General features: G+C 72.4%; 20 protein-coding genes and 1 pseudogene. 7 read left to right on the top strand and 14 right to left on the bottom strand.

All coding sequences use genetic code 11. The features are described 5' to 3' along the window. Window position 1: 1 nt before the first annotated feature. From A4E84_RS31355 to A4E84_RS31345, 3 genes are all read right to left on the bottom strand, one after another. Complete coding sequence (locus tag A4E84_RS31355; RefSeq protein WP_062929766.1) at window positions 2-829, bottom strand: GvpL/GvpF family gas vesicle protein; 828 nt, start codon at window positions 827-829, stop codon at window positions 2-4. Window positions 830-1,026: 197 nt separating this feature from the next. Then, entirely contained in the window at window positions 1,027-1,401 is a 375-nt protein-coding gene (locus tag A4E84_RS31350) for a nuclear transport factor 2 family protein (protein WP_062929765.1), read from the bottom strand. Next, on the bottom strand, window positions 1,394-1,942 hold the full coding sequence (locus tag A4E84_RS31345) for a DUF1697 domain-containing protein (protein WP_062929764.1): 549 nt from the start codon (window positions 1,940-1,942) through the stop codon (window positions 1,394-1,396). The genes A4E84_RS31350 and A4E84_RS31345 overlap by 8 nt, the downstream gene beginning before the upstream one ends. 340 nt (window positions 1,943-2,282) lie before the next feature. Between A4E84_RS31345 and A4E84_RS31340 the strand changes: the two genes are divergently transcribed. After that, window positions 2,283-4,535, top strand: a complete 2,253-nt coding sequence (locus A4E84_RS31340; RefSeq protein WP_062929763.1) for an MMPL family transporter — start codon at window positions 2,283-2,285, stop codon at window positions 4,533-4,535. 114 nt (window positions 4,536-4,649) lie between these two features. On the opposite strand, the gene A4E84_RS31335 is transcribed toward A4E84_RS31340, so the two are convergent. Further along, window positions 4,650-4,967, bottom strand: coding sequence for a hypothetical protein (locus A4E84_RS31335; protein ID WP_062929762.1), 318 nt, complete (start codon window positions 4,965-4,967; stop codon window positions 4,650-4,652). A gap of 199 nt (window positions 4,968-5,166) precedes the next feature. Between A4E84_RS31335 and A4E84_RS31330 the strand changes: the two genes are divergently transcribed. Beyond that, window positions 5,167-6,117 (top strand): zinc metalloprotease, encoded by a 951-nt coding sequence (locus A4E84_RS31330; RefSeq protein ID WP_062929761.1) that lies wholly within the window; start codon window positions 5,167-5,169, stop codon window positions 6,115-6,117. 32 nt (window positions 6,118-6,149) lie between these two features. On the opposite strand, the pseudogene mgt reads toward A4E84_RS31330, so the two are convergent. The 5 genes and pseudogenes from mgt to A4E84_RS31305 all read right to left on the bottom strand — a co-directional run bounded on the left by mgt (window position 6,150) and on the right by A4E84_RS31305 (window position 11,511). After that, window positions 6,150-7,356 (bottom strand): annotated as a pseudogene (mgt, locus tag A4E84_RS31325) (macrolide-inactivating glycosyltransferase). 42 nt (window positions 7,357-7,398) lie between these two features. Next, window positions 7,399-8,178, bottom strand: a complete 780-nt coding sequence (erm(O), locus tag A4E84_RS31320) for a 23S rRNA (adenine(2058)-N(6))-methyltransferase Erm(O) (protein WP_062929759.1) — start codon at window positions 8,176-8,178, stop codon at window positions 7,399-7,401. Between the two features lie 275 nt (window positions 8,179-8,453). After that, complete coding sequence (locus A4E84_RS31315) at window positions 8,454-9,728, bottom strand: ABC transporter substrate-binding protein (RefSeq protein ID WP_062929758.1); 1,275 nt, start codon at window positions 9,726-9,728, stop codon at window positions 8,454-8,456. Then, a complete protein-coding gene (locus A4E84_RS31310; RefSeq protein ID WP_062929757.1) occupies window positions 9,728-10,561 on the bottom strand; it encodes a carbohydrate ABC transporter permease in 834 nt (277 codons plus the stop codon). Before A4E84_RS31310 ends, A4E84_RS31315 begins: the two co-directional genes overlap by 1 nt. Then, window positions 10,558-11,511 carry a carbohydrate ABC transporter permease gene (locus A4E84_RS31305; RefSeq protein ID WP_062929756.1) on the bottom strand — a complete coding sequence of 318 codons (954 nt, stop codon included), beginning with the start codon at window positions 11,509-11,511 and terminating at the stop codon, window positions 10,558-10,560. The genes A4E84_RS31310 and A4E84_RS31305 overlap by 4 nt, the downstream gene beginning before the upstream one ends. A 159-nt stretch (window positions 11,512-11,670) precedes the next feature. Here A4E84_RS31305 and A4E84_RS31300 point away from each other — a divergent pair, with 159 nt between their 5' ends. After that, a complete protein-coding gene (locus A4E84_RS31300; protein ID WP_062929755.1) occupies window positions 11,671-12,537 on the top strand; it encodes a phosphotransferase enzyme family protein in 867 nt (288 codons plus the stop codon). Window positions 12,538-12,590: 53 nt separating this feature from the next. Here the strand turns inward: A4E84_RS31300 and A4E84_RS31295 are convergent, their stop codons facing one another. From A4E84_RS31295 to A4E84_RS31280, 4 genes are all read right to left on the bottom strand, one after another. Further along, a complete protein-coding gene (locus A4E84_RS31295; protein ID WP_062929754.1) occupies window positions 12,591-13,313 on the bottom strand; it encodes a 3'-5' exonuclease in 723 nt (240 codons plus the stop codon). Between the two features lie 131 nt (window positions 13,314-13,444). After that, the gene (locus A4E84_RS31290) at window positions 13,445-14,686 is read right to left on the bottom strand and encodes an SAV2148 family HEPN domain-containing protein (RefSeq protein ID WP_062929753.1); all 1,242 of its coding nucleotides are present in this window, start codon (window positions 14,684-14,686) and stop codon (window positions 13,445-13,447) included. Between the two features lie 102 nt (window positions 14,687-14,788). Beyond that, window positions 14,789-16,111 (bottom strand): copper amine oxidase, encoded by a 1,323-nt coding sequence (locus A4E84_RS31285; RefSeq protein ID WP_062929752.1) that lies wholly within the window; start codon window positions 16,109-16,111, stop codon window positions 14,789-14,791. A 58-nt stretch (window positions 16,112-16,169) separates the two neighbouring features. After that, on the bottom strand, window positions 16,170-17,000 hold the full coding sequence (locus A4E84_RS31280) for a hypothetical protein (RefSeq protein WP_062929751.1): 831 nt from the start codon (window positions 16,998-17,000) through the stop codon (window positions 16,170-16,172). A gap of 181 nt (window positions 17,001-17,181) precedes the next feature. Between A4E84_RS31280 and glgX the strand changes: the two genes are divergently transcribed. Both glgX and treY read left to right on the top strand, forming a co-directional pair. Then, on the top strand, window positions 17,182-19,314 hold the full coding sequence (gene glgX / locus A4E84_RS31275) for a glycogen debranching protein GlgX (protein WP_062929750.1): 2,133 nt from the start codon (window positions 17,182-17,184) through the stop codon (window positions 19,312-19,314). 104 nt (window positions 19,315-19,418) lie between these two features. After that, the gene (gene treY / locus A4E84_RS31270; RefSeq protein WP_062929749.1) at window positions 19,419-21,830 is read left to right on the top strand and encodes a malto-oligosyltrehalose synthase; all 2,412 of its coding nucleotides are present in this window, start codon (window positions 19,419-19,421) and stop codon (window positions 21,828-21,830) included. Here treY and A4E84_RS31265 read toward each other — a convergent pair. Beyond that, a complete protein-coding gene (locus tag A4E84_RS31265) occupies window positions 21,791-22,729 on the bottom strand; it encodes a LysR family transcriptional regulator (protein WP_062929748.1) in 939 nt (312 codons plus the stop codon). The two genes, treY and A4E84_RS31265, sit on opposite strands and share 40 nt — an antisense overlap. 85 nt (window positions 22,730-22,814) lie before the next feature. Here A4E84_RS31265 and lpdA point away from each other — a divergent pair, with 85 nt between their 5' ends. Then, on the top strand, window positions 22,815-24,260 hold the full coding sequence (lpdA, locus tag A4E84_RS31260) for a dihydrolipoyl dehydrogenase (protein ID WP_062929747.1): 1,446 nt from the start codon (window positions 22,815-22,817) through the stop codon (window positions 24,258-24,260). 110 nt (window positions 24,261-24,370) lie between these two features. After that, the gene (locus A4E84_RS31255; protein WP_062929746.1) at window positions 24,371-25,621 is read left to right on the top strand and encodes a M14 family zinc carboxypeptidase; all 1,251 of its coding nucleotides are present in this window, start codon (window positions 24,371-24,373) and stop codon (window positions 25,619-25,621) included. The last annotated feature ends 3 nt before the right edge of the window (window positions 25,622-25,624 follow it).

Below are 25,624 nucleotides of genomic sequence, written 5' to 3'. Positions count from 1 at the left end.
CTCACGCCGCCGGTTCCTCGTGCGGTTCCGGCTGGAGGGCGAAGGAGTACGGGGCCCAGGGGCCGGTGATCTCCACGCGGAGGCCGGGGACGCCCTGGGCGGCCGCGAGGATGCCCGCGCGGAACGCGACGACGCGGTCGGCGGGGACGAGGTAGGCGTCGTTGGCGACGTTGGTACCGGGGGCCGTGCCCGCCAGGCTGCCGCGTTCGGGGGTGTGAGCGACGCGGTCGACGGCGAGGGCGCCGGCCGTGTCGGTGAGGCGGGCCGCGGCGTGGGCGACCGTACGCCAGGCCTCCTCGTTCCTGCGCTGTCTGCGGCGGCGGATCACCTGGTAGGCGCGGCCCACCCCGAGGCCGGTGACCGGGTCCTGCGGGGGCTCCGGGCCGGCCTCGGGCGGGGTGATGTCCGGGGCCGCGTAGATCTTGACGCCGAGTTCGACATGGCCCGTGAGACGGTCGAGGAGGGAGAGGAAATAGCCGCGGCGGGTGTCGAGGGCCTGCCGGGCGCCGTCCTCGTCGGGGTAGACGGTGGCCAGGCGCAGGGGCAGTACGGCGGCGCCGGACGCGACCAGGGCGGCCACCACGGCGTGGTGGGAGCGGACCGTGGACTCCAGCCAGTCCACGTCGGCGAGGTGGGCTTGGAGGGGAGCGTCGGCGTAGTCGCCCGGCGGGACGTGGCCGACGGCGAAGGCGAGCGGAGGGCTGGTGACCGCCGGGTCGACCAAGTGGATCGGCTCTCCGGCGACACCGCGCAGGTGGGCCGTGGCCGCCGTGGCCTCGGGGGTGCGGCGCAGGACCGCGTAGGTGTAGACGAGGTTCGTGTCGCTCATGACTGCGGGCTCCTGTCGGTGGCCGTGCGATTCCTCTCGCGAGACTCCGTTCTCGTGCCGTCCGCCCGTAGGTACGCAGGGGGCGACGGGCGCGTTCACGGGAACGGCCGACGGGTTGGCCTTGTCCCCAGGGCAGGACGGTCCCGGCATGAGCGACGCTGCGGACCACGATCCGCCCCACCTGGGGAGCCTCCGGGTCAGGTTGCCCGCGCGCTGAACGGGGTGGCCTGGTGGAAGTAGAGCAGCCAGCGGCCCTCCGTGCGCCACCACAGCGAACTGCGGTGGGCGCGGCTGCCTCCGTACTCGGTGTCGTAGGTGAGGTGGACCAGGTCCGGGGCGAGCTGCACGCCTCTCAGGGCGGAGACGGCGACCGGCTCCGCGCCGGGCTCGGCGGTGGCGGCCAGGGAGGCGATGATGGCGGCCCGGCTCCAGTGCCGGCCGGAGGCTCCGAACTCGTGGAAGTCGGGGTGCAGCAGCGCCCCGACCCGCTCGGGCGACCGGCGGACCTTCGGGGTGAGCAGGGCGAGTTCGCCCTCCATCGCGGACTCGACGGCCGGGTTGCGCTCAGGCACCTGTCATCTCCACCAGCTTGGCAACGGTGTTCCAGTTGCGGGTCGTGGCGGTCACGCCCTTGTTGATCCGCGGTTTCGACAGGTGTTCGGCCAGCTTGGAGCGGCCCAGACCGTTCGGGGCGTACAGGTACAGGGCCCGGTCGCCGAGACGGAACTCCTCGGGGAGGTAGGCGTCCTGGTCGATCTCCGCGAAGCGGTCGGGGGTGACGGGCTCGGAGAAGTAGGTGACGTGGAGCTGCTTGGGCTCCAGGTCGGCGGCCGGGAACGGGCAGGCGTCGGCGATCGCCCGCAGATAGGCGTGGTCGCGGACGATCACGTCGACGCCGAAGCCGAAGCGCTTCTCGATGGCCTGGGCGATCTCGCCGGCCAGGGACTCCTCGTTGCCGTGGCCGGAGGAGAACACGGCCTGGCCGCTCTGCAGGTAGGTGCGGACGTCGTCGTGGCCGAGGTCCGCCAGGAGTGTTCGCAGGTCCGCCATGGGGACCTTCCGGCTGCCGCCCACGTTGATGCCGCGCAGCAGGGCCGCGTATGTCGTCGTCATCCGCTCACGATAAAGCGGCCGTCGTGCCCCGTGGGGGTGGGCACGACGGCCGCCGCGGGCAGCTGCCCGGCCCCGTAAATTACTCACCCGTCTTCGCGGGGCACAACCGTCTGCTCAGGATCCACACACCCGAGGAGCCCGGAATGTCTGGCGATAGGTGTAAGGGACCGCAGTCCGTCGGGGTCCTCCCCAGTGGGGAGAGAGGTCGCTCCATGGGGATGAGCCCGGGCCCCGCCACTTCATCGGACAGCACGACGAGATGGCTTTATCCGGCCCATACCTTCGAAGCGAAAGGGGGCGGCAGGGGGCCGCCACCGCATCTCGAGGGGGCAAGCCCGTCATGGGGAACGGAGACATACGGGTGCGGGGCCTCGCCGCCCGGGCCGGCGGCTGGAGCGCCCGGCACCGATGGGCTGCCGTCGGTATCTGGGTACTGTTCGTCGTCCTGGCGATGGGGCTCGGTTCGGCAGCGGGCCGGGTCGACGTCAAGGACAGCGACCAGCTGAAGGGCGAGACGCACACCGCCGCGCGGATCATCGAGGACGCCGGGATCGACGAGCCGGCCAGTGAGAACGTTCTGATCCAGGCCAGGGGCGGGGACCTGAAAGCGACGGACGCCGCGTTCCGGGACGCCGTCGACGCCGTCGTGCGGGCGGTCGAGGGCACCGGCCGGGTCACCGAGGTGGCCTCGCCGTACGACACGAAGACGATCTCGAAGGACGGCCGCAGCGCTCTCGTGCAGTTCGACATGCGCGGCGAGCCGGACACCGCCGGCGAGCGGGTCGAGCCGGTGCTGAAGGCCGTCGAGGGCGTCCAGCAGGACCACCAGGCGCTGCGGATCGAGGAGATCGGCGGCGCCAGCATGATGAAGACGTTCGACGACGCGTTCGGCGACGACTTCAAGAAGGCCGAGTACTCCGCGGTGCCGGTGGCCTTCGGCATCCTGCTGATCGCGTTCGGCGCGCTGGTAGCGGCGCTGCTGCCGGTGGTGCTGGCGATCACCGCGATCATGGCGACGATGGGCCTGATGGGCGTCGTCAGCCATGTGATGCCGATGAGCGAGACCGCGAACTCCGTGATGCTGCTGGTCGGTCTGGCCGTCGGCGTCGACTACTGCCTGTTCTACCTGCGCCGCGAGCGCGAGGAGCGCGAGGCCGGCCGGGACGCGCAGACGGCCCTCAGGATCGCCGCCGCGACCAGTGGCCGGGCGATCGTCGTCTCGGGTGTCACGGTGTGCGTGGCGATGGCGGGCATGCTGTTCACCGGCCTCGCCGAGTTCGAGGCGATGGGACTTGCCTCGCTGATGGTGGTGGCCGTGGCGATGGTGGGGTCCGTGACGGTGCTGCCCGCGCTGCTGTCGCTGCTCGGCGAGCGCGTCGAGAAGGGCCGCCTGCCGTTCCTGCGCAGGCGCAAGCGGAGCGGCGGCGGTCAGGACAGCCGGTTCTGGACGGCCGTGCTGCGGCGCGTCCTCGCCAGGCCGGTGATCGCGGTGGCGGTCGCGACCGGAGCGCTGCTGGCCATCGCGGCTCCCGCGCTCGGCATGAAGACGCAGCAGCTCACGCTGGACCAGGAGTTCGGCGACTCGCTGCCGATCGTCCAGACGTACAACCGGCTCAACGAGGCCTTCCCGGGCGGTTCCGAGCCGGCCGAAGTGGTCGTGAAGGCGGACGACATCAACGCGCCCGAGGTGAAGTCCGCGCTCGCCGACTTCCGTGACCGGGCGATCAGTTCGGGCGCCTCGCGCGGCCCGGTGGAGATCAAGCTGCACGACGCGCAGAACATCGCGTTCGTCTACGTTCCGCTCGTCGGCGGTTCCGATCTGGACAAGGCGGGCGCGAGCCTGGACAAGCTGCGTGACGAGGTGCGACCGGCCACCCTCGGCAAGGTCGACGGGGTCGAGGCGCCCATCACCGGGCAGGTCGCGGGTTCCAAGGACTTCAACGACCAACTGGCGGGCGCTGTCGTCCCCGTGTTCGCGTTCGTCGTGGTCTTCGCCTTCGCGCTGATGCTGCTGTCGTTCCGCTCGCTGACCATCGCCATCACGTCGATCGTGCTGAACCTGCTGTCGGTGGGCGCCGCTTCCGGCATCCTCGTCGCCGTCTTCCAGCACGGCTGGGGCGCGTCCCTGGTGGGCGCGGAGGGCGTCGGCGCGATCATCACCTGGCTGCCGCTGTTCCTCTTCGTCATCCTGTTCGGCCTGTCGATGGACTACCACGTGTTCGTGGTCTCCCGGATCCGCGAGGCGCGGCTGCGGGGGCTGGCGACGAAGGACGCGATCCGGCACGGCGTGGTCACCACGGCCGGGGTGGTCACCAGTGCCGCGGTCATCATGGTCGCCGTGTTCGCGATCTTCGGGACGCTGTCCATGCAGTCCATGAAGCAGATGGGCGTCGGCCTCGCGGCGGCGGTGCTCATCGACGCGACGATCATCCGGGGCGTGCTGCTGCCGGCCGTGATGGCGCTGCTCGGTGAGCGCAACTGGTACCTGCCGAAGTGGCTGCACCGGCTGCCGGACCTCACGCACGACGAGACGCCGCAGGCGGTCACCGCACCGGCGGCGCGGGACGACGAGGGCGAGCCCCTCAAGGTCTGATCTCCGCGGCGGGGTCAAGGGCCCGTTGGTTGCCGAGGCAACCAACGGGCCTTTCGCTGCCGGAGATACCTCCCGTCAGATGCCTCGCGTCAGGCCCGTGTCAGCCGCCCCGCATCAGGTCAGGCGCCGCACCTGGAGGACGTCCGTGCCGCAGCGCACGATCTCCAGCTCCCGGTCCGGGCGGGCGCCCCCGAAGGTGATCTCGATGCGATGGTCCGGTACGAGCCGCCAGCGACCGGGCACGGCGCCGGGGGCGTCACCGCGTCCCAGCGGGTGGTCGACGAAGGTGCCGTCGGGCGCGAACTCCATGCCGCGGCGCCCGCGCGCGGGCGGGAAGGGGAAGTCGTCGGGCCGGTAGACCCGCACGTCCTCGTGGTCCTCCTCGTAGGAGTGGAGCCACGAGCGGAACAGGCCCGACGGGGGCTCTCCCATGACCCGGACACCTCACTCACCCAAAGCCGTCACATTGCCGCTTTTATCCCGAAGTGACTAGAATTACCAGTGTATGGGTTCGGAGGGAACGGGCAACCGAACGCTCCGCCCGACGTCGCCCGGCCCTCGCAGCGCGTGACACACGCGCAGTTCCGCAGCCGCGTGCGCGGCACACCCCAGCCCTCCCGAGGGACAAGCCATGTCCGATGCACAGGCATTCCTTCGCGCCACCTCGCCCGACTACAGCCGCTGGTGCGGCGCCATGGAGGTACACCGCAGACTCCTCACCCTGAACCCGGAGTACGCCGAGAACCGGGCCCTGATCGAGAACACCGCCTTCGCCTACGAGTCGATGGACCAGGTCACCGCCCGCCAGGGCCTCATCGACATCCCCGTCGTGGTGCACGTCGTGCACAACACCCCCGAGCAGAACGTGAGCGAAGCCCAGATCCACAGTCAGATCGACGTGCTCAACCAGGACTTCCGCGCGAGCAACCCGGACGTGAGCAAGGTGCCGGCGGTATGGCAGGACCTGGTCGCCGACGCCCGGCTGCAGTTCCACCTCGCCCGGACGGACCCGCTGGGCCGCCCCACGGACGGCATCACCCGGACCCGGACCACGAACACGGGCTGGGACACCGACGACCTGGTCAAGTTCAGCCTGAGCGGCGGTCAGGACGCCTGGCCGGCGGACATCTACCTGAACCTCTGGGTCTGCCAGCTGCGCCGCGGGCTGCTGGGCTACGCCCAGTTCCCGGGCGGCGCCGCCTCCACGGACGGCGTGGTCGTCACGCACACCGCCCTCGGGACCACCGGCACCGCCACGGCGCCCTTCGACGGCGGCCGCACGGCCGTGCACGAGATCGGGCACTGGCTGAACCTGCGGCACATCTGGGGCGACGACGACGAGGGGTGCAGCGGCAGCGACTTCGTCGCGGACACTCCCAACCAGGCCGGAGCGAACGCCGGTTCGCCGACCTTCCCGCATGTGACGTGCGGTAACGGGCCCGACGGCGACATGTTCATGAACTACATGGACTACACCGACGACGCCGCGATGTTCATGTTCACCAAGGGCCAGTCGGCGCGCATGGACGCCACGCTCGACAACGCCCGCCTGACCCTCACCCGTCAGGCCGTCGCGGTGTGACGACGGCCTGACGCGACAGCGCGAGGGCGGCTTCAGGGCCTGCGTGCGGCCAGTTCGGCCTCGATGAGGTCGGCGGCGCGCCTGGTGCCGCCCCCCTCGGCGGTCCGTGCCTGGAGTTCCTTGAGCCGGCGGGCCACCTCGGGGTCGCCGGTCAGGGCGAGGGCCGCCACGCGCAGGGTCTCGCCGGTCGCCTCCTCCGTGGGCAGATACCGGGCCACGCCGAGACCTTGGAGCATCTCCGCGTTGCCGAACTGGTCCACGGCCTGCGGTACGGCGATCATCGGTGTGGCGGTGGCGAGGCCCTCCTGGCTGCCGCCGGCGCCCGCGTGCGTGACGAACAGGTCGGCCTGCTTCAGGATCGCCAACTGCGGTACCCAGGTGCGCACCTCGACATTGGCCGGGACGTCCGCGAATGCGGCCTGGTCGACGTGCTTGCCGACCGAGAGCACCAGGTGCCAGCCGGGCAGGTCGCCGAACGCCTCGACGCACTCCCGGTAGAAGCCGGGCTGCTTGGTGAAGGCCGACCCGAGGGACACGAGCACGACCTTCTCCGCGTCGGCCGGCCGCCGCCAGTCGCCCTCGGCGGTGCGGTCGCCCTGACAGGCGCCGACGAAGGAGTACACCCGCTCGTCGACGCGGTCCGCGTTCGGCTGGAGCGCCCTGGGGAGCAGGACGATCGAGCGGTCGGGCCGGCCGGCGAAGTCGTCGGGGTGCAGGGTGATCCCGTTCTCCTCCAGCCAGGCGTGGAAGCGGGCGTAGTAGGCGCGCCCCCGCTCGGTCTTCTTCGGCTCCTCCCACAGGGGCCGGGCGACCTCCTCCTCGTACCCCTCCCAGGCGACCATGGCCGGCGAGAGGGAGACCGCGGGGACGCCCCAGCGGTGGGCGAGGACCCGGCCCGGGTAGGAGGCGATGTCGTGCAGGACGAGGTCCGGCTCGTCGCCCTCGTAGGCCGCGATCAGCTGCGGGAGGGCCTGGATCGCGTCGTCGAGGAACGGCTCCACGTTGTCCAGCAGCGTGTCCCCCCACGCCTCCGGGTCGTCGTCGGGTGAGGGCAGCGTCGACTTCCAGGGCTTCACCTCGGCGCCGGTGCCCGCGACCTTGTCAGCGAAGACGGGCGGGATGGCGTAGGTCACCCGGTGGCCGCGCGCCACGAGCTCGCGGATCACCTCCAGACTCGGGTTCACGTGGCCGTGGGCGGCGATGGAGAACATGGCGATGTGCGCGCGACTGGTCATGCATCCGACCGTATGCGAGACGAGACGTCTCGTGCAACCTTTGGTGTCACGAGGTCAGAACCTCGTGCAGGCGCAGCCACCGCGCCGGGGCCACCTCGCCCACCAGTACGCCCGGGTCCAGCCGTGCCGCCCGGAACGCGGCGTCCACCCGCCGCCTCGGATGGGCCCTGCGCAACGAGGCGTGCAGTGAGCCGCCCACCCCGGAGAAGCCCAGCTCGACGAGGGACCGCCAGCTGCGGCAGGCGCCGTCGTCGAGCAGCGGGGTCTCGCGCCGCTCCAGGCGGAGCACACCGGCGTCCACGCGCGGCACCGGCCGGAAGCTGCGCCGGCCGACCCGGCCGAGCAGCCGCCACTCGAAGCGGGGCCAGCTCCGGACCGTCAGCAGCGTCCAGCTGCCGTAGTCGCCGGTGCGTTTGCGGGCGTACTCGAGCTGGGTGAGCAGGGTGGCGTCGGTGAGGGCGGGGGCGCGCAGGCACCAGTCGACGACGTCCGCGGTCCGGGAGAACGGCACGTTCCCGGCGACCGAGAAGGCCGTACGGGGCGGACGCGCCGCAAGGAAGTCCCCCTCGACGACCCGCACCCGCGGGGTGCCGGAGAACCGGGCGCGCAGCACGGACACGAGCCGCGGGTCGATCTCGTAGGCGCGCAGCTCCCGGCAGCGTGCGGCCAGCGGGGCGGTCAACGCGCCCTTGCCCGCGCCGACTTCGAGCAGCAGCGGGACAGTGCCGGGCCGTGGGACGGCGAGCCGGGCGAAGCGTTCCGCGGCGGCACGGTCGGCGAGGAAGTTCTGCGAGAGGGCGCGGGACAGCGCGGTGGGGCGGGCCATGGCCTGCGGGTCCTTGTCTTCCGGAGAGAGGGAGAAGGGCAGACGAGGGCCCTGACCGGAAGACAGGCGGGAACGAGGGAAGGCGGGACGCGGGACGCCGGGCTCAGTGGCTCAGCGGGCGTGGCTCCCCGGGCCGGTCAGGGCTCCGGGGCGGCGGCGCGTCCTGGCGGCGTGCGCGCAGCCCCGGGCGTGACCGGAGATGCAGATCGCGTTGATACCCACGAGCAGCACGCTAGGCGGACCGGGTGCGGACGGACAACGGGTTTTCCGCCGGGTCAGCGCTGATAGCGGGCGAGCACCAGGTTGCCGTCCTCCTCCAGCCGTTCGCGCAGTTCGCCGAGACCGATGGCTCCGCTGTAGTACTCCTGCAGGGCGGGGGTCGCCACCTTGTCCTTCCACTCGGGGTAGCCCCGGACCGTCTGCGCGGGGGCCGGGCGCAGGTGGGCGGCGAGGGCGGTGCCGGTGGCCCAGCCGTGCCGCGTGGTGCGCAGGGCGGGGTCCTCCAGCGCCTGCGTGCCGGTGGGCAGCATCCAGTCGCCGAGGGCGAGGCGGACCATGTTCTGCGGCCGCAGCAGGAAGTCGAGGAACGCCGCGGCCTCCTTCTTGTGCGGGCAGTCCTCGGCGATGGAGAGGGTCTGGGGGCTGACGCCCTGGGTGAGTCCGGCGGCGCCCGCCGGGGCGGGCAGCACCTGCCAGTCGAAGCCCTTCGGGGCCTGCTGGACGATCTGCTGGCGGTAGGAGAAGCCGAGCGGGACCATCGCGTACCGGCCGCCGAAGAAGCCGGGCAGCGTGTCGGAGCCGCCGCTGCCCAAAGTGGTGGGCGAGGCGCTGCGGTCGGTGTTCGCCTGGTCGTGGATGGTGCGCGGCACCGTCTGGTCGGCCGCCCCGAACCGGACCGTCACCTTGCCGTCCGGCCCGCGGTGGAAGAGCTGTCCGCCCGCCGACAGAGAGAGGTTGAGCGTGGCGGAGACGGGTTCCTTCAGCGGCCAGGCGACACCGTACGTCCCCCGGCCGCTGAGGCGTTCGGTGATCCGGCGGAACTCGGCCCAGCTCCACGGCTTGTCCGGCGTCGGGATCCGCACGCCGGACTTCCTGAGCCAGGTGGCGTTGGCGATCAGCACGCGCGGTTCCTGGAGGAACGGCACGCCGTAGATGCCGTCCCCGAAGGTCGTGGTCTCCCAACTGCGCTGCGGGATGGCCGACTTCAGCCTCGCGGGCAGCAGGCCGGTGAGATCGGCGAGGTAGCCGCCGTAGGCGAAGTCCGCGAGGTCGTCGGAGGCGTCGTGGATGATGTCGGGGGCCTCGCCGCCCTCGAACGCGGTGAGGAGCTGGTCATGGACGCTGTCCCAGGTGCCCCGCACGTACTCGACCCGGACGTCCGGGTGGGCGGCGTTCCACTCGTTCACCAGGTGCCGGTTGGCCTCGACGGACTCCTCCTGCCAGGCCAGGGACTGAAAGCGCAGGGTGATCCGGCCGTCGTCGCGGGTGCTGCCCGATGAGCAGCCGGCGAGCAGCAGCAGGAGGACGAGGGCGAGCAGGCGGGTGCGCATCAGCTCTTCACCGCCCCGGTGAGCATGCCGCCCGTGATCCGTCGCTGGATGAGCGCGAAGACGACCAGCGAGGGCAGGGTCGCGAGGAACGCCGCCGCCGCGAGCGGGCCGAGGTCGGCGACGCCCTCGGCGCCGATGAAGTGGGTGAGCACCACGGGAAGAGTTTGTTTCTCCGGTGTCTTGAGGAGCACGAGCGCGAAGAAGAACTCGTTCCACGCGGTGATGAACGCGAACAGCGCGGTCGCCACGATGCCCGGCGCGAGCAGCGGCGCGGTCACCGACACCAGTGTCCGCACCCGGCCCGCCCCGTCGACCGCCGCGGCCTCCTCCAGCTCGGGCGGCACGGCCCGTACGTACCCGGCGAGCATCCACAGCGCGAAGGGCAGCGCCCACACCACGTACACCAGCACCAGCCCCGGCACGGAGTTGATCAGCCCGAGGTTCTTCAGCACCAGGAACAGCGGGATGATCAAGAGCACGAACGGGAACGCCTGGCTGACCACCACCCAGCCGGTCACCGCCTTCGCGAGCCGGGTGCGGCGCCGGGCGACGACGTAGGCCATCGGCGTCGCGATCAGCACGGCGATGACGGCTGCTCCGAGCGCGGCGAGCAGGGAGTTGAGGGCGGCGTGCAGCAGCGGCTGTTCCTCGAAGGCCTGCCGGAAGTTGTTGAGGGTGGGGTCCTTCGGGATCCACGTCGGGTGCAGGCTGCCCAGCTCGCGCGGCGGCTTGAACGCGGTGGAGAGCAGCCAGAGGAACGGGAAGGCGAGGAAGACGAGGTACGCGAGCAGCGCGGTGTACTGGCCGATGCGTGCCGGACGGCTGGTCCTCACGCGTCGTCACCTCCCCTGAGGCGGCCGGCGAGGAACACGGCCAGGACGATCGAGATCACGGTCACCAGCACGCAGCCCATCGCCGCCGCGTAGCCGAACTGGCCGTAGCGGAAAGCCTCTTCGTAGGCGAAGAGCATGGGCAGCCTCGTCCGTCCGCCCGGGCCGCCGTTGGTCAGGACGTAGACCAGGGCGAAGGAGTTGAAGTTCCAGATCAGGTTGAGCGCGGTGATGGCGAGGGCGATGGGTCTGAGGGCCGGCCAGGTGACCGTGCGGAAGCGGCGCCAGGCACCCGCGCCGTCGACCGCAGCCGCCTCGTGGAGTTCACGCGGGGTGTTCTGCAGCCCGGCGAGCAGCGCGACCGTCGTCTGGGGCATGCCCGCCCAGACGCCGACGACGATCACGGCGGGCAGTGCGGTCGCCAGCCCGCTGAGCCAGTCCCGGCCGCCGCCCAGACCGATGTCGCGCAGGGTCTCGTTGAGGATGCCCGCGTCGGGGTTGTAGACGAGCCGCCACATGATGCCGACGACGACCTCGGGCATGGCCCACGGGATGATCGCGAGGGCGCGGGCCGGCCAGCGCAGTCGGAGGTCCTGGTTGAGCAGCAGGGCGAGGCCCAGGGCGAGCAGGAACTGCGGCACGGTCACGCCGACCGCCCACACCAGCCCGATCCGGAACGACTCCCAGAACAGCGTGTCGTGCAGCAGGTCCCGGAAGTTGAGGGCGCCGATCCACCGGGTGGGCTCGGTGCGGCCCGACTGGGCGTCGGTGAAGGCCAGCAGGATGCCGTACAGCAGCGGCCCGACGCTGAGGACGAGGATCGGGATCAGAGCGGGCAGCACCAGGAACCAGGCGCCGTGGTCGAGGGCCTTCCGGGGCCGGTCCCGGCCCGGTCCGCGGCCGGCCCGCTTCACCGGTGGCGAAGGGGGCGACGCCTCGGTCACCGATGTCACGGAATCAGCCCCTTTGCACGCTCGGCCGGCCTGGTCATGCTCGTGAAGGCCGTGTGCCTCGTCAAGGCACCGCGTACGCCGTCCGACCTGTGCCGATGGGACACTGACCGGTGGATGGCCGGAACCCGACGGTCGAGGCGTGGACGACGGAGGCGGACGATGGACGAGGCGCGGGCGCGAGACGTACTGGCGGCGGCAGGGGTGCTGCCGCCCGGTGCGGCCGGGGAGGCGCGGCTGCTCGCCCTGGGCGAGAACGCTGTGTTCGCCGCCGGTGACCTGGTTGTCAAGGTCGGCCGCGATGCCGAGCTCCTGGACCGGGCGCGCCGCGAACTGGACATCGCGGTGTGGCTCGCCGAGGCGGGTGTGCCGGCGGTGCGGGCCGCCGAGCCGGAGGCGCTGCTCGCCGACGGGCATCCGGTGACGGTGTGGCATCGGCTGCCGGACGCCGTACGGCTCGCGGAGCCCCGGGATTTGGCCGAACTGCTACGGGTCGTGCATGCCACGCCTCTTCCTCCCTTCGGCCTTCCGGCCCGTGACCTGCTGGGCGGTGTGGAGCGGTGGCTGCGGCTCGCGGGGGACGCGGTCGATCCCGCGGACGCCGCGTATCTGCGCGAGCGGCGGGACGGGTTCGCCGCTCGGGCCGCCGCGCTCACGCCGCAGCTGCCACCGGGGCCGATCCACGGGGACGCGCTGCCGCGCAATGTGCATGTCGGGCCGGACGGGCCCGTGCTGGTGGACCTGGAGACGGTGTCCGCGGATCTGCGCGAGCACGATCTCGTGGTGATGGTGCTGTCCCACGACCGGTACGGGCTCGGGGACGAGGCCTACGCGTCGTTCGTGCAGACCTACGGCTGGGACGTACGCGAGTGGGAGGGCTGCGGTGTGCTGCGCGGGGCGCGGGAGACGGCCAGTTGTGCCTGGGTCGCCCAGCATGCGCCGGGTAACCCGAAGGCGCTGGCCGAGTTCGAACGGCGGGTGCGGTCGCTGCGGGACGGGGACGAGACGGTGCGGTGGTATCCCTTCTGACCGTTCCGACCGTCCGCGTGAACGCCTGACCGCCTGGTCGTCCGACAGGCGCCTCAGACCGGCTCGTCCGCCAACTCCCGCATCGGCCACGTCCCGTCGACGGAGGCGGTCGGGTCGCCCTTGCCGCGCAGGAAGGCCTGGAAGTCCGCCGCCCACTGCGCGTACCACTCGATCTGGCGGTGGTGCAGTGCCGCCGGGCCGAGGGTGGCGATCTTGGGGTGGCGGTCGGCTATCGCCCCGGCCAGGCGGGCCGCCGCCAGGGCGTCGGCCATGGCGTCGTGGGCGGCGTCGAGGACGACGCCGTACTCGGCGCAGACCGCTTCGAGGTTGCGCTTGCCGCGACGGTAGCGGTCGACCCAGCGGTCGATGGTGTACGGGTCGACGACCGGGGCCGGGTCCACGCCGCCCAGGCGGTCGCGCAGGGACGGCAGGCCGTGCCGCCGCAGCTCCGCGGAGAGCAGGGTGAGGTCGAAGGCCGCGTTGTAGGCGACGACCGGCACGCCCGTCTTCCAGTAGGAGGTGAGGACGTCGGCCAGCGCGTCCGCCACCTGGTCGGCCGGTCTGCCCTCGGCCGCCGCCCGCTCGTTGCTGATGCCGTGCACGGCCACCGCGTCCTCGGGGATCGGCACTCCCGGGTCGGCCAGCCACTCCCGGCGCCCGATCGGCTCTCCGCCCCTGACCTCGATCACGGCTCCCGTGACGATGCGCGCCTCACGCGGATCGGTGCCCGTCGTCTCCAGGTCGAAGCCGACGAGCAACTCCCGGTGCCAGCCCATGGGCGGCCCCCCTTCTTGTGGTGCGTTCCCCCAGTGGTCCCCACCTTCCCACGCACCACTGACAATCAGAGGACCGCGTTCCGGTTACCCGCGGCTGCGGACCCGGGAACCACCGCGCGGCGCGGCACAGTTCAGGACACCGGCCGCGAATCAGCCCACATCACCTCGAACTCCTCGCGATAGGTGGGGAAGAGACCCGCTTCGTCCACCTCGCCCGACTTGACCACCTTGCCGCTGTTGCGCAGCACGAACACGGGTGCCTCCATACCCCGGGTGCGCCGCAGATAGCTCTGCACGACCGCGATGCCGTCCGCGCCGTCGCCGTCCACGAGATACGCCGTGAAGCGGGGCGTCTCGTCGAAGACCTGGATCTCGAAGGCCCCCGGGTCGCGCAGCCGGGCGCGCACCCGGCGCATGTGCAGGATGTTCATCTCGACGGCCCGGCTGAGCTCGCCGCGCTTGATGCCGAGCTCCCGCTCGCGGCGCTTGACCGCGCTGGAGGCCGGGTTGAGGAACAGCAGCCTGACCCGGCAGCCGGACTCGGCCAGCCGCACCAGCCGCCGGCCGGAGAAGTTCTGCACGAGCAGGTTGAGGCCGATGCCGATGGCGTCGAGACGGCGGGCGCCGCCGAAGATGTCCTCGGCGGGGAACTGCCGCATCAGCCGCACCCGGTCCGAGTGCACGGCGACCACGTCGGCGTACCGGTCGCCGACCAGGTCCTCGACCGCGTCGATGGGCAGCCGGCGCGCCGACGGCACGTCCCCGCCGGCGCCGAGCATCTCCAGCAGCCGCGCCGAGGCCCGCTCGGCCTGGCTCAACACGGCCTCGGACAGGGCCCGGTTGCGGGAGACGACGTTGCGGGTGACCTCCAGCTCGTCCAGGGCGAGCTCGACGTCCCGGCGGTCGTCGAAGTAGGGCTCGAAGCAGGGCCAGTGCTGCACCATCAGTTCGCGCAGCTGCGGCAGGGTGAGGAAGGAGAGGACGTTGTCGTCGGCCGGGTCGAGCAGATAGCCCTTGCGGCGGCTGACCTCGCGTACGGCCACCGCGCGCTGCACCCACTCCTGGCCGGCCGGTCCGGCGGCCGCTACCACCCAGTCCTCGCCGTGGACGGGTTCGTAGACGGGCCGCAGCACGGCGGCGACCACCGCGCGCAGCCGCTGTTCGACGAGGTTCAGCCAGATGTAGGCCCGGCCGGCCCGCTGGGCGCGGGTGCGCACCTCGCGCCAGGCGTCGGCGTCCCAGTCCAGTTCCGGGCCGATCGAGCCCGTCGCGTCCATCGGCCGCGCCAGGGACACGGCACCGGTCGGGACGTCTGTGGAGTTCCCCTCGTGACCCTCGTCACCAGGGGGCAGCTCCAGCCCTCCCGAGCCCACCCGCGCACCGCCTTCCGCTCCCCCGAGCACTCCCCTTGTCAACGATCAAGGAAGGGTACTCCGGGAGCGGTCGGCGGTGCAGCCGGATGGGCAGGGTCGTTCTCAACGACGGGGCTGCCAGTGCCCGTTCTGCCATCCGAGCTCGGCCGGAGTGAGCGGGTTCATCGCGGTGACGTCGCGCGGGGCGATGGAGAAGCCCTGCCAGTGGACGGGCATGGGCTGCTGGTCCTCGTCCCGGGCTATGTGGTGGAAGCCGATGTTCATCCAGACCACCGGGTGGGTCAGGGTCTGTCCGTTCACCCACTTGTCGACGGACTTCCCGGCTCCGGGACCGCAGTTGCCGGGATTGTGGCTGGCGAACAGTTCGCACTTGTTGTACTGCGTGACGTACAGGTCGCGCTTGGTGTAGCTGCGGCCCGGGTACTTGGTCGTGACCCCGGGGACGATCTCGTAGGAGCGCGCGTGTCCGTCCTTGTTCTTGCCGGTCGCGCTGACCATGCGCCACCAGCGGTAGGCCTTGCTGTCTCCGGCCAGTTCCTTGGTCACCTTGGTGCGGGTCGTCTTGGTGGTGGGGGCGCGCTGGCCCCGGGTGGGCGCGGTGACGGCGGAGTCGTACTGCTCGACCTTGTTCTTCGTGGAGCCGTCCAGGGCGAAGTCGAGCCGCCAGAAGGCGTTGTGGCTGTGGCTGGTGGACTTGGCGCTCGCGCCCTTGCCGATGGGCCAGCCGCGGCCGTCTCCGGCGTCGTAGTCGTCCCAGGACAGGCTTCCGGTGGCGCCGACGTTCATGGTGATCGCGCCGTCGTCCTGGAAGCGCCACTCGGTCATGTACTCGTACCAGCCGACCTGGTTGACCGTGTAGACGAGGAGGTCCTTGCCCTGGGCCTGGAAGACCTTGTTCGCGGTGTCGCCCTGCATGCGGTAGGCGTGGCCGCGGGAGCGGGTGGTGGTGCACAGGCCCTTGACGTTCGGGTCCTCGTTCCAGGAGTCCGGGACCTTGACGCTCTTGATGGTGCCGCCGGGGCACTCGCCCGGCGCCAGGTTCATCAGGCCCTGGGCGAAGTCGAAGCCGGTGAGGTCGTCGTACTCGACCGAGCCGTCGTCGTAGGGGACGTGGATCTGGCCCAGGCGGGCGCTGTTGAGGACCCTGATCGGTTTGGGCTCGCCCTTGGGCTGGTACGAGATCTTCTCCAGGACGAGGCCGGCCTTGCCGTCGTAGCGCCAGCACATCCGCCAGGTGGTTCCGGAGGACAGCTTCTGCTCGATGCGGTAGGCGGCGCTGCAGTCGGCGGCCGGTGCCGCCGCGGGGGCGGCCTTCGGCTGGGCGGTGGCCGGTCCCGCGCCGGCCGTGGCACCCGCGGCCAGCGCGGCCACGGTCAGGCCCGCGGCCGCCCGGGTACGGGCCTTGGTGTTGCTGTTCACGCGCATGACGAGATGACTCCCTGACGAGGAGGAGCGGGGTGGCGGGGTGAGCGAAGACGGCGGGTCAGCGGTCGAGCCGGGCGACCTTGCGGGCGCTCAGGTCGATCACCAGCTGCCGGGCGTCGACCCACGGGCCGTTCTTGATCTTCGGGAACAGCCGGACGCAGCGGTGCTCTCCGCACTGGTCGAGCACGGCGGGCTGGGCGCCCGGCGCGGCCCGGTAGACGGCTCCGCTGAGCTGGAGCTGGTCCGGGGAGGTGAGGGCCTTGCCGGTGGCGTCCTTGTAGTCGGCCTTCAGCCCCGAGCCGAGCGGGTCTGCGATCAGGAGACCGGCCGCCTCGGCCTTCTCGGCGCGGCTCAGGGGCGGCTGGACGCCGTGCTGGGTGCCGGTCGCCACCACCTCGCCGGTGCCGAGATCGACGGTCCGGGTGACGAGGGTGTCGTCCCGGTAGTCGTAGAAGGTCACGTCGGCCCGGCGGGGCGCGTCGGGGCGGCCCGCCTCGTCGGCCTCGGGTTCGGCGAGGTCGACGCCGAGGGGCTGCGGACCGCGGTCCCCGTCCACGCTCTCGCTGCTTCGGAACAGCTGCCGGCTGAGGGCGATCTTCTCGGCCCGCTCCAGTTCGTCGTCGGTCAGCGGATCGCGGCCCTTGCCCTGCTGCCCTTCCGCGGGCGCCGCCTCGACGACCCCCGGCGCCACGGCCCGGCCGCCCGCCGCCGCCTCGCCGGCCCCTGCTGCCCCTGCTGCCTGCGGGGCGGACTGCCCCGCCCGGGTCCCGCTGTCGTCCGCCCCCGCCGTGCCCGGCAGGGTCACCGCCACCATGACGGCGGTCCCGGCCACCGCGATGGTCGTACCGGCCACCATCTTGCCCAGGTGGCGGTGCACTATGTTGCGCACGTCTTCCCCCTACTCCCCCAACAGCCCCGGGAGTATGTGTTGGCCCCAATAGTTCGGCATACCGCGTATGCACTGGTCACTCGGTAAGAGGGAGATAAGTCATAGGAGGTTCCCTCACTTTCGGGGAGACTCGGGACCAAGGCGTCCCCACCGGCGCCGCACACCTGAAAGAGTCGTATCCATGCAGGTCTGGCCTGGCGAGGCGTATCCACTCGGTGCCACGTACGACGGCGCCGGTACCAATTTCGCGGTCTTCTCGGAGGCCGCGGACCGAGTAGAGCTGTGTCTGCTGCACGACGACGGCTCGGAGACGGCGATCGAGCTCCGGGAGAGCGACGCGTTCGTGCGGCACGCGTACGTGCCGGGCATCATGCCGGGGCAGCGGTACGGGTTCCGGGTGCACGGCCCGTACGCCCCGGAGCGCGGGTTGCGCTGCAACTCCGCGAAACTGCTGCTCGACCCGTACGCGCGTGCGATCAGCGGTTCGATCCGCTGGGGCGAGGAGGTCTACGGCTACCACTTCGACGACCCCGACCGGCGCAACGATCTCGACTCGGCGCCGCACACGATGACGTCGGTCGTGGTCAACCCCTACTTCGACTGGGGTGACGACCGGCGCCCGCGCACCGAGTACCACCACACGGTGATCTACGAGGCCCACGTCAAGGGCCTCACCATGCGCCATCCGGGACTCCCGGAGGAGCTGCGCGGCACCTACGCGGCCCTGGCGCACCCGGCGATCATCGAGCACCTCACCGAGCTCGGGGTGACCGCCCTGGAGCTGATGCCCGTACACCAGTTCGTGAACGATCACCGCCTGGTCGACATGGGCCTGAACAACTACTGGGGCTACAACACGATCGGCTTCTTCGCCCCGCACAACGCCTACGCGTCCTGGGGCGACCGGGGCCAGCAGGTCCTGGAGTTCAAGTCGGCGGTCAAGGCGCTGCACGAGGCCGGGATCGAGGTGATCCTCGACGTGGTCTACAACCACACCGCCGAGGGCAACCACCTGGGCCCGACCCTGTCCTTCAAGGGCCTGGACAACTCGCGCTACTACCGGCTGACGGACGACCCCCGCTACTACATGGACACGACAGGGACGGGGAACTCCCTGCTCATGCGGTCCCCGCACGTGCTCCAGCTGATCATGGACTCGCTGCGGTACTGGGTCACGGACATGCACGTCGACGGGTTCCGCTTCGACCTGGCGGCGACGCTGGCCCGGCAGTTCCACGAGGTGGACCGGCTGTCGTCGTTCTTCGACCTGGTGCAGCAGGACCCGGTGGTCTCGCAGGTGAAGCTGATCGCCGAGCCGTGGGACGTGGGCGAGGGCGGCTACCAGGTGGGCAACTTCCCGCCGCTGTGGACGGAGTGGAACGGCAAGTACCGGGACACCGTGCGCGACCTGTGGCGGGGCGAGCAGCGCACGCTCGCGGAGTTCGCCTCGCGGCTGACCGGCTCGTCCGACCTGTACCAGGACGACGGGCGCCGCCCGCTGGCCTCGATCAACTTCGTGACCTGCCACGACGGCTTCCCCCTGCACGACCTCGTGGCCTACAACGACAAGCACAACGACGCCAACGGTGAGGACAACCGGGACGGCGAGAGCCACAACCGGTCCTGGAACTGCGGGACCGAGGGTGAGACCGACGACCCGGACGTGCTGCGGCTGCGGGCCCGGCAGATGCGGAACTTCATCGCGACGCTGATGCTGTCCCAGGGCGTGCCCATGATCAGCCACGGCGACGAGTTCGCCCGCACCCAGGGCGGCAACAACAACGCCTACTGCCAGGACAACGAGCTCGCCTGGGTCGAGTGGCCCGAGGAGGGAGAGGACGCCGAGGGGACCCTCAGCAGTCAGCTGCTGGCCTTCACGCGCGCGATGGTGTGGCTGCGCCGCGACCACCCGGTCCTGCGCCGCCGGCGCTTCTTCCACGGCCGGCCCGTGGAGGGCACGCACGACGACCTGTCCGACATCGCCTGGTTCACCCCGGACGGCCGGGAGATGACCCAGCGGGACTGGGACTCGGCGCAGGCGTCCGCGCTGACGGTGTTCCTCAACGGCAACGCGATCTCCGAGCCGGGCGCCCGCGGGGAGCGCATCACCGACGACTCGTTCCTGCTGATGTTCAACGCCTCGCCGAAGCCGCTGGAGTTCGTGGTTCCGGTCAATCACGGGCGGCAGTGGGAGGTCGTGGTCGACACGGCGCTCCCGGAGGGTGTGCCCTCGGACACCGGCCCGAAGGTGCAGGCCGGGGACCGGCTGACCCTGACGGACCGGAGCATGACGGTGCTCCAGCGGCCCGTCTGACCGCCCGGCGCACGCGTCGCCCGGAAGCCACTCGTCCGGGCGACGCGCGGCGCACCTGGCGCGGGGGATGACACGAACGGCGGCGGGGCGGGTACGTACGTTCCATGACACCTGAGCGACTTGACCCGGTGGTGCCCACGGCCACGTACCGGCTGCAGCTGCAGCCCGAGTTCCCGTTCGGAGCAGCCGCGGCCGTCGTGCCGTACCTGGCCTCGCTCGGCGTCTCGCACCTGCACCTGTCCCCCGTCCTGGAGGCCGTACCGGGCTCGACGCACGGCTACGACGTCGTCGACCACGCGCGCGTGCGCGAGGAGCTGGGCGGCGAGGAGGGGCTGCGGGCACTGGCCCGCACCGCGCGCGAGCACGGGCTCGGGCTGGTGGTGGACATCGTCCCGAACCACATGGCCATGGCCCCCCGCCACAACCGCGCCCTGTGGGAGGTGCTGCGCGAGGGTCCGAAGTCCCCGTACGCGCGGTGGTTCGACATCGACTGGGAGGCGCAGGACGGACAGGTGCTGCTGCCGGTCCTCGGCGGCCCGCTGGGCGAGGTGCTCGACGAGCTGCGCGTCGACGGTGACGTGCTGCGCTACTACGACCACGCCCTCCCGCTGCGCGAGGGCACCGAGGACCTGCCGCTGCCGCATCTGCTGGACGCGCAGTGGTACCGGCCGGTGTGGTGGCGGCTGGCCCGGACCGAGCTCAACTACCGGCGGTTCTTCAGCATCTCGGAGCTCATCGGGGTGCGGGTGGAGGACCCGGAGGTGTTCGAGGCCACCCACGACAAGATCCTCCAGCTGCTGCACGAGGGCGTGATCGACGGACTGCGCATCGACCACCCCGACGGGCTCGCCGACCCCGACGGCTACCTCCGCCGGCTGCACGAGGCGACCGGGGGCCGCTGGACGGTCGTGGAGAAGATCCTGGCCGACGGTGAGCACCTCCCGGCGTCCTGGCCCGTCGCGGGGACCACCGGCTACGACGCCCTGCGGCAGGTGGACGGGGTCTTCACGGACCCGGCCGGGTTCGGGGACCTGCTGGGGCGCTACCGGCGCTTCGCGGCCCCGCAGACGGACCGGGGCGGGCAGTGGGACGCGACGGTCCGGCGGGCGGCGTACAAGGTCCTCACGCACGAGCTGGCGACCGAGACCGAACGCCTGACGCGGGTGGCGGCCCGGCTGTGCGCGACCTCGCCGGAGCCGGCGCTGCGCGACCGCGCGCCCTGGGCGCTGCGCACGGCGCTCCAGGAGCTCCTGGTCCGCCTGGAGGTCTACCGGCCCTACGAGTCCGCCGACGCCGCGTCCGTGGTCACCGAGGAGGCCGCTGCCGAGGCCCGGCAGGCCTTCGCCGTGCCCGAGGAGGCCGGTGCGGTGGACGTCGTACGGGACCTGGTGCTGGGGCGGTACGGCGACGGGCCCGCGCAGCTGGAGTTCCGGACGCGGTTCGCACAGACCTCGTCGGCGCTGCGGGCCAAGTCGGTGGAGGACACGGCGTTCTACCGGTACGTGCCGCTGCTGTCGGCGACCGAGGTGGGCGGCAATCCGGGCGCTCCCGCGCTGTCGCCGGAGGAGTTCCACGCGTACTGCGCGCGCGTGCAGCGCGACTGGCCCGCCACCGGGACAGTGGCCACCACGCACGACACCAAGCGCAGTGCCGACGTCCGGGCGGCGCTGCAGGTGCTCACCGAGTGCCCGGAGCGCTGGGCGGACGTCCTCGCGGAGGTGACCCGCACCGGGGAGGGCGTGCCGGACGCCCAACTGGCGTGGGCGGCCTGGCAGACGGTGTTCGGCCTGGGGCCGGCGTCAGGAGTGCGGGAGCGGGTGCAGGGGGCGCTGCTGAAGCACGTACGGGAGGCGGGCCTGTACACGAGCTGGACCGAGCAGGAGCCGCCGTACGAGGAGGCGGTGGAGCGGTTCGTGGCGGCCGGGCCGTGCGGGGCGCCGGGCGAGCGGGTCGCCGCGTTCCGGGAGTCCCTGGCGCCGCACATCCGGGCCAACGTGCTGGGCACGGCCCTGGTGCACCTGACGATGCCGGGCGTCCCGGACGTCTACCAGGGCACGGAGGCCGAGTACCGGGCGCTGGTCGACCCGGACAACCGGCGGGCGGTGGACTTCCCGCCCGCGGAGACCGGCGGCACGTCCGGGGAGAAGGCGGCGGTGACCCGGGCGGCGCTTGGGCTGCGGGCCCGGCGGCCCGACGTCTTCGGCGACACGGCGACGTACATGGCACTGCCGGCCGAGGGGCCGGCGGCGGCCCACTGCCTGGCGTTCGTCCGCTCCGGCGCGGTGCTGACGGCCGTGACCCGCCTGTCCCTGCGGCTCACGGAGTCGGGCGGCTGGCAGGACACCCGTCTGCCCCTGCCCCCGGGCCGCTGGGCGGACGCGCTGGATCCGGGGCGGGAGTTCACGGGGCACGCGCGCGTGGCGGAACTGTTCGCCAGGGTGCCGGTGGCGATGCTGGAGAGGGTGGACGACGGGGCTCAGGCGACCGCGGAACCGTCCTCGGGGCAGTCCTCGTAGGCGGGCAGCGGGGCTCGCGGGCGCGGCCAGGCCGTCCGCAGCAGGTCGACGAACCGCTCCGCCGCGCCGGTCGGCGGCAGGCGCGAGAAGACCGCCAGTGTGCGCCTCCAGGCCGGGTCGGGGGTGAGGACGACACACCCCCCGCCGACCGCGTCGCGGACCAGGTGGGCCGGCGCGGCGCAGACACCGACACCTGCCGCGGCCATCCGTACCGCCGTCGAGGTGTGCTCGGTGAACACGGCGGTGCGCGGGGTGAAACCCGCGCGGCCGCACGCCCAGTCGAGGAAGCGCTCGCCGTGCACGACGGGCTCCATGGCGCAGCGCACCCAGGGCCGGTCGGCCAGCTCCGGCAGTGTCACCGTCGCCCGGCCCGCGAAGCGGTCGTCGAAGGGCACCACGAGGACGATGTCCTCCTCGCCGACCGGCACGACGGTCCCCGGCCAGCCATCGGGCGCCGGGCCGACGGCGAGGTCGGCGGTACCGCGCTCGATCTGCTCCTCCAGCGCCTCGGAGGTGGCGTACTCGTGCAGGTGCAGCAGCACGCGCGGGTGGGCGGCGCGCCAGCGGGCGAAGACGTCCGGGAGGACGCCGACCGCGAGGGAGTGGACTGCGGCGACGTGGAGTTCGCCGCCCTCGGCACCGGCCGCGGCGCGGGCCGCGCGGCGGGCCTGGGCGGCGCTGCGCACGGCGAGCTCGGCGTGCGGCCGGAAGGCGCGCCCCATCGGCGTCAGGCGCACACCCCGCGGCAGGCGTTCCAGGAGGGCCCCGCCCACGGACCGTTCCAGGGCCTTGATCTGGTGGGAGAGCGCGGGCTGCGTGACGTGCAGGAGCTCCGCCGCGCGCGTGAAGGACGCCTCCTCGACGACCGTCAGGAAGTACTCCATCTGGCGCAGACTCACGGCCCCTCCCCCATGAACGCCCTGCATCGATTCCACAAGAACATTGCCTTGGACTCATGGCAAGAGTCGGGCGGAGGCTGGGGACATGGACTCACCGGACGTCATCGTCATCGGCGGCGGCACGGGCGGATACAGCACCGCCCTGCGCGCCGCGGCCCTCGGCCTGAAGGTCGTGCTCGTCGAGCGGGACAAGGTCGGCGGGACCTGCCTGCACCGCGGCTGCATCCCCAGCAAGGCGATGCTGCACGCGGCCGAGCTCGTCGACGGTATTGCCGAGGCCCGCGAACGCTGGGGTGTGAAGGCGACCCTGGACGCGGTCGACTGGCCCGCCCTGGTGGCCACCCGCGACGACATCGTGGCCCGCAACCACCGGGGAGTTCAGGCGCATCTCGCGCATGCGGGGGTGCGGGTGATCGCGGGGAGCGCGCGGCTGACGGGGCCGCGCACGGTGCGGGTGGCGGGCCCGGGTGGCACGGGCGGCCGCACGGGCGCGCACGGCGAACCCGGCGTGCATGACCTCTCCGCACGCCGTGGGATCGTCCTGGCCACCGGCTCACGGCCGCGCGCGCTCCCGGGGCTGGAGCCGGACGGGCGGCGTGTGGTGACGAGCGACGACGCCCTCTTCGCCCCCGGGCTCCCGGCGTCCGTGCTGGTGCTCGGGGGCGGCGCGATCGGCGTGGAGTACGCCTCGTTCCACCGCTCCCTGGGCGCCGAGGTCACCCTGGTGGAGGCCGCCGACCGGATCGTGCCGCTGGAGGACGCCGACGTCAGCCGTCATCTGACCCGGGGTCTGAAGAAGCGCGGCATCGACGTCCGAGTCGGCGCGCGGCTGCTGGACGCCGAGGTTCTCCGCGACGGGGTACGGGCACGCGTGCGCACCGCCCGGGGCGAGACCCTCACGCTGGAGGCCGAGCGGCTGCTGGTGGCGGTCGGACGGGCGCCGGTCACCGACGGCCTGGACGTGGCCGCCGCGGGGCTCGCCACGGACGCGCGCGGGTTCGTCGCACCGGCCGACTGGGACCGGCTGGAGACGGCCGTGCCCGGCGTCCACGTGGTGGGTGATCTGCTGCCGCCGCCGTCGCTCGGACTGGCCCACGCGTCGTTCGCGGAAGGGCTGCTGGTGGCCGAGACGCTGGCGGGCCTGCCGTCCGCCCCCGTGGACTACGCGGCCGTGCCACGGGTCACCTACTCCTCGCCGCAGACGGCGGCCGTCGGTCTGAGCGAGGCCGAGGCACGCGCGCGGGGGTACGAGGTGGAGACCAACACCCTGCCGCTGACCGCCGTGGCGAAGGGCATGGTGCACGGGCAGGGCGGGATGGTGAAGGTCGTCACCGAGCCCGGCGGGCGGGTGCTCGGCGTGCACCTGGTGGGGCCGCACGTGTCGGAGATGATCGCCCAGAGCCAGCTGATCGTCGGCTGGGACGCCGAGCCGTCCGACGTGGCCCGGCACATCCACCCGCACCCGACCCTGTCCGAGGCGGTCGGCGAGGCGTTCCTCACCCTGGCGGGGCGGGGGCTGCACCAGCAATAGGCGGCCGCCGGTGCTTCCGGGCGCCCCCCGGAGCCTCCCCCATCGCGCCCTTGACACCGCACCATGGCCGTGGGGTACTGCGATGGCGAACTCGGGCGGATGTGACGGGGGTGAGTGTCCTGCCGGAGCTGCGCTACCCGACGGTGACCGAACAGCTCATCGCTGCCCGGGCGTTGACCGCTCAGCGCCCCGGCGTGTGCACCCTGCGGCAGGTGGGTGCCTCGCGTGCGGGCAGGCCCCTGCACCTGCTGTCCGTGGGCCGCGCCCACCGCGCCGTACTGGTGGTGGCCGGTGCCCACGCCAACGAGCCGACCGGCTCCTGCACCCTGCTGGCGCTCGCCCGGCGGGTCCTGGAGCAGCGGGAGCTGCGCGACGGCATCTCCTGGCACTTCCTGCTCTGCGCGGACCCCGACGGGGCGAGCCTGCACGTGACGCCGGCGCCGCGCAGCCTGTACGACTACCACCTCGGCTTCTTCCGGCCCGCGGGCCCGGAGCAGCCCGAGTGGGCGCCGTCCGTGCTGCCGCCGGACCGGCTGCCGCCCGAGACCCGGGCCCTGACGGGCGTCATCGACGAGCTGCGCCCCTACCTGCAGGTCACCCTGCACGGCACGGACCTGGGCGGCAGCTGGGTGCAGCTGACCAAGGACGTGCCGGGACTCGCCGAGCCGTTCGCGAAGTCCGCGGCGGAGCTGCACATCCCGGTGGAGACGGGCGCGTCGGACGCCGCGGGCTGGCCCGCGTCCGGACCGGGCGTGCACGTCATGCCCGCGCCGGGGATCGGGCCGGCGTACCCGAGCCTGCCGGACGACGCGCGGCACAGCACCTGGTACCACGCCCACCGCTACGGCGGGCTGACCGCGGTGGTCGAGGTGCCGATGTGGGCGAGCGACCTGGTGGACGACCCGGCCCCGCATCCGGCTCCGGCGGCGGCGATCGGACGGCTGGCGGGCCGGCTCCAGCGTGACGCGCTGGAGGTGACACGGGTGCTCGACGGTGCGCTGCCCCGGCTGGCGGAGCTCGACGGGCCGTTGCTGCGGGCCGCCCGGTGGGGGCTGGAGCTGGTGCCGGGCCTGGCGTCCGACCTGGTCCACACCCCGCCCGCCGGCCTCACCCGGGCCTACGTCGGCAGCGTGGACGCGTTCGCGCGCCGCGTGCCGCTGCGGGCGGCGGCCATGCTGCTGCGGGTACTGCGCGGGACGGACGAGGCTGCGGCCAAGCAGCTGGAGGATCTCGTCTCGACCTGGAGCGACGCCTTCGCAGAGCGCTTCCGCGCCCGCTGGGTGCCCTTGGAGCACCAGGTGGAGCACCAGTCCCGCACGGTCGTCGCGGCGGCGCTGCACGCGCGCGACAGGGCGTGGTGAGCC

It is taken from the genome of Streptomyces qaidamensis, assembly GCF_001611795.1.
In the GTDB taxonomy this organism is placed as follows: domain Bacteria; phylum Actinomycetota; class Actinomycetes; order Streptomycetales; family Streptomycetaceae; genus Streptomyces; species Streptomyces qaidamensis.
This window is presented reverse-complemented; position numbering and strand designations above follow the sequence as displayed.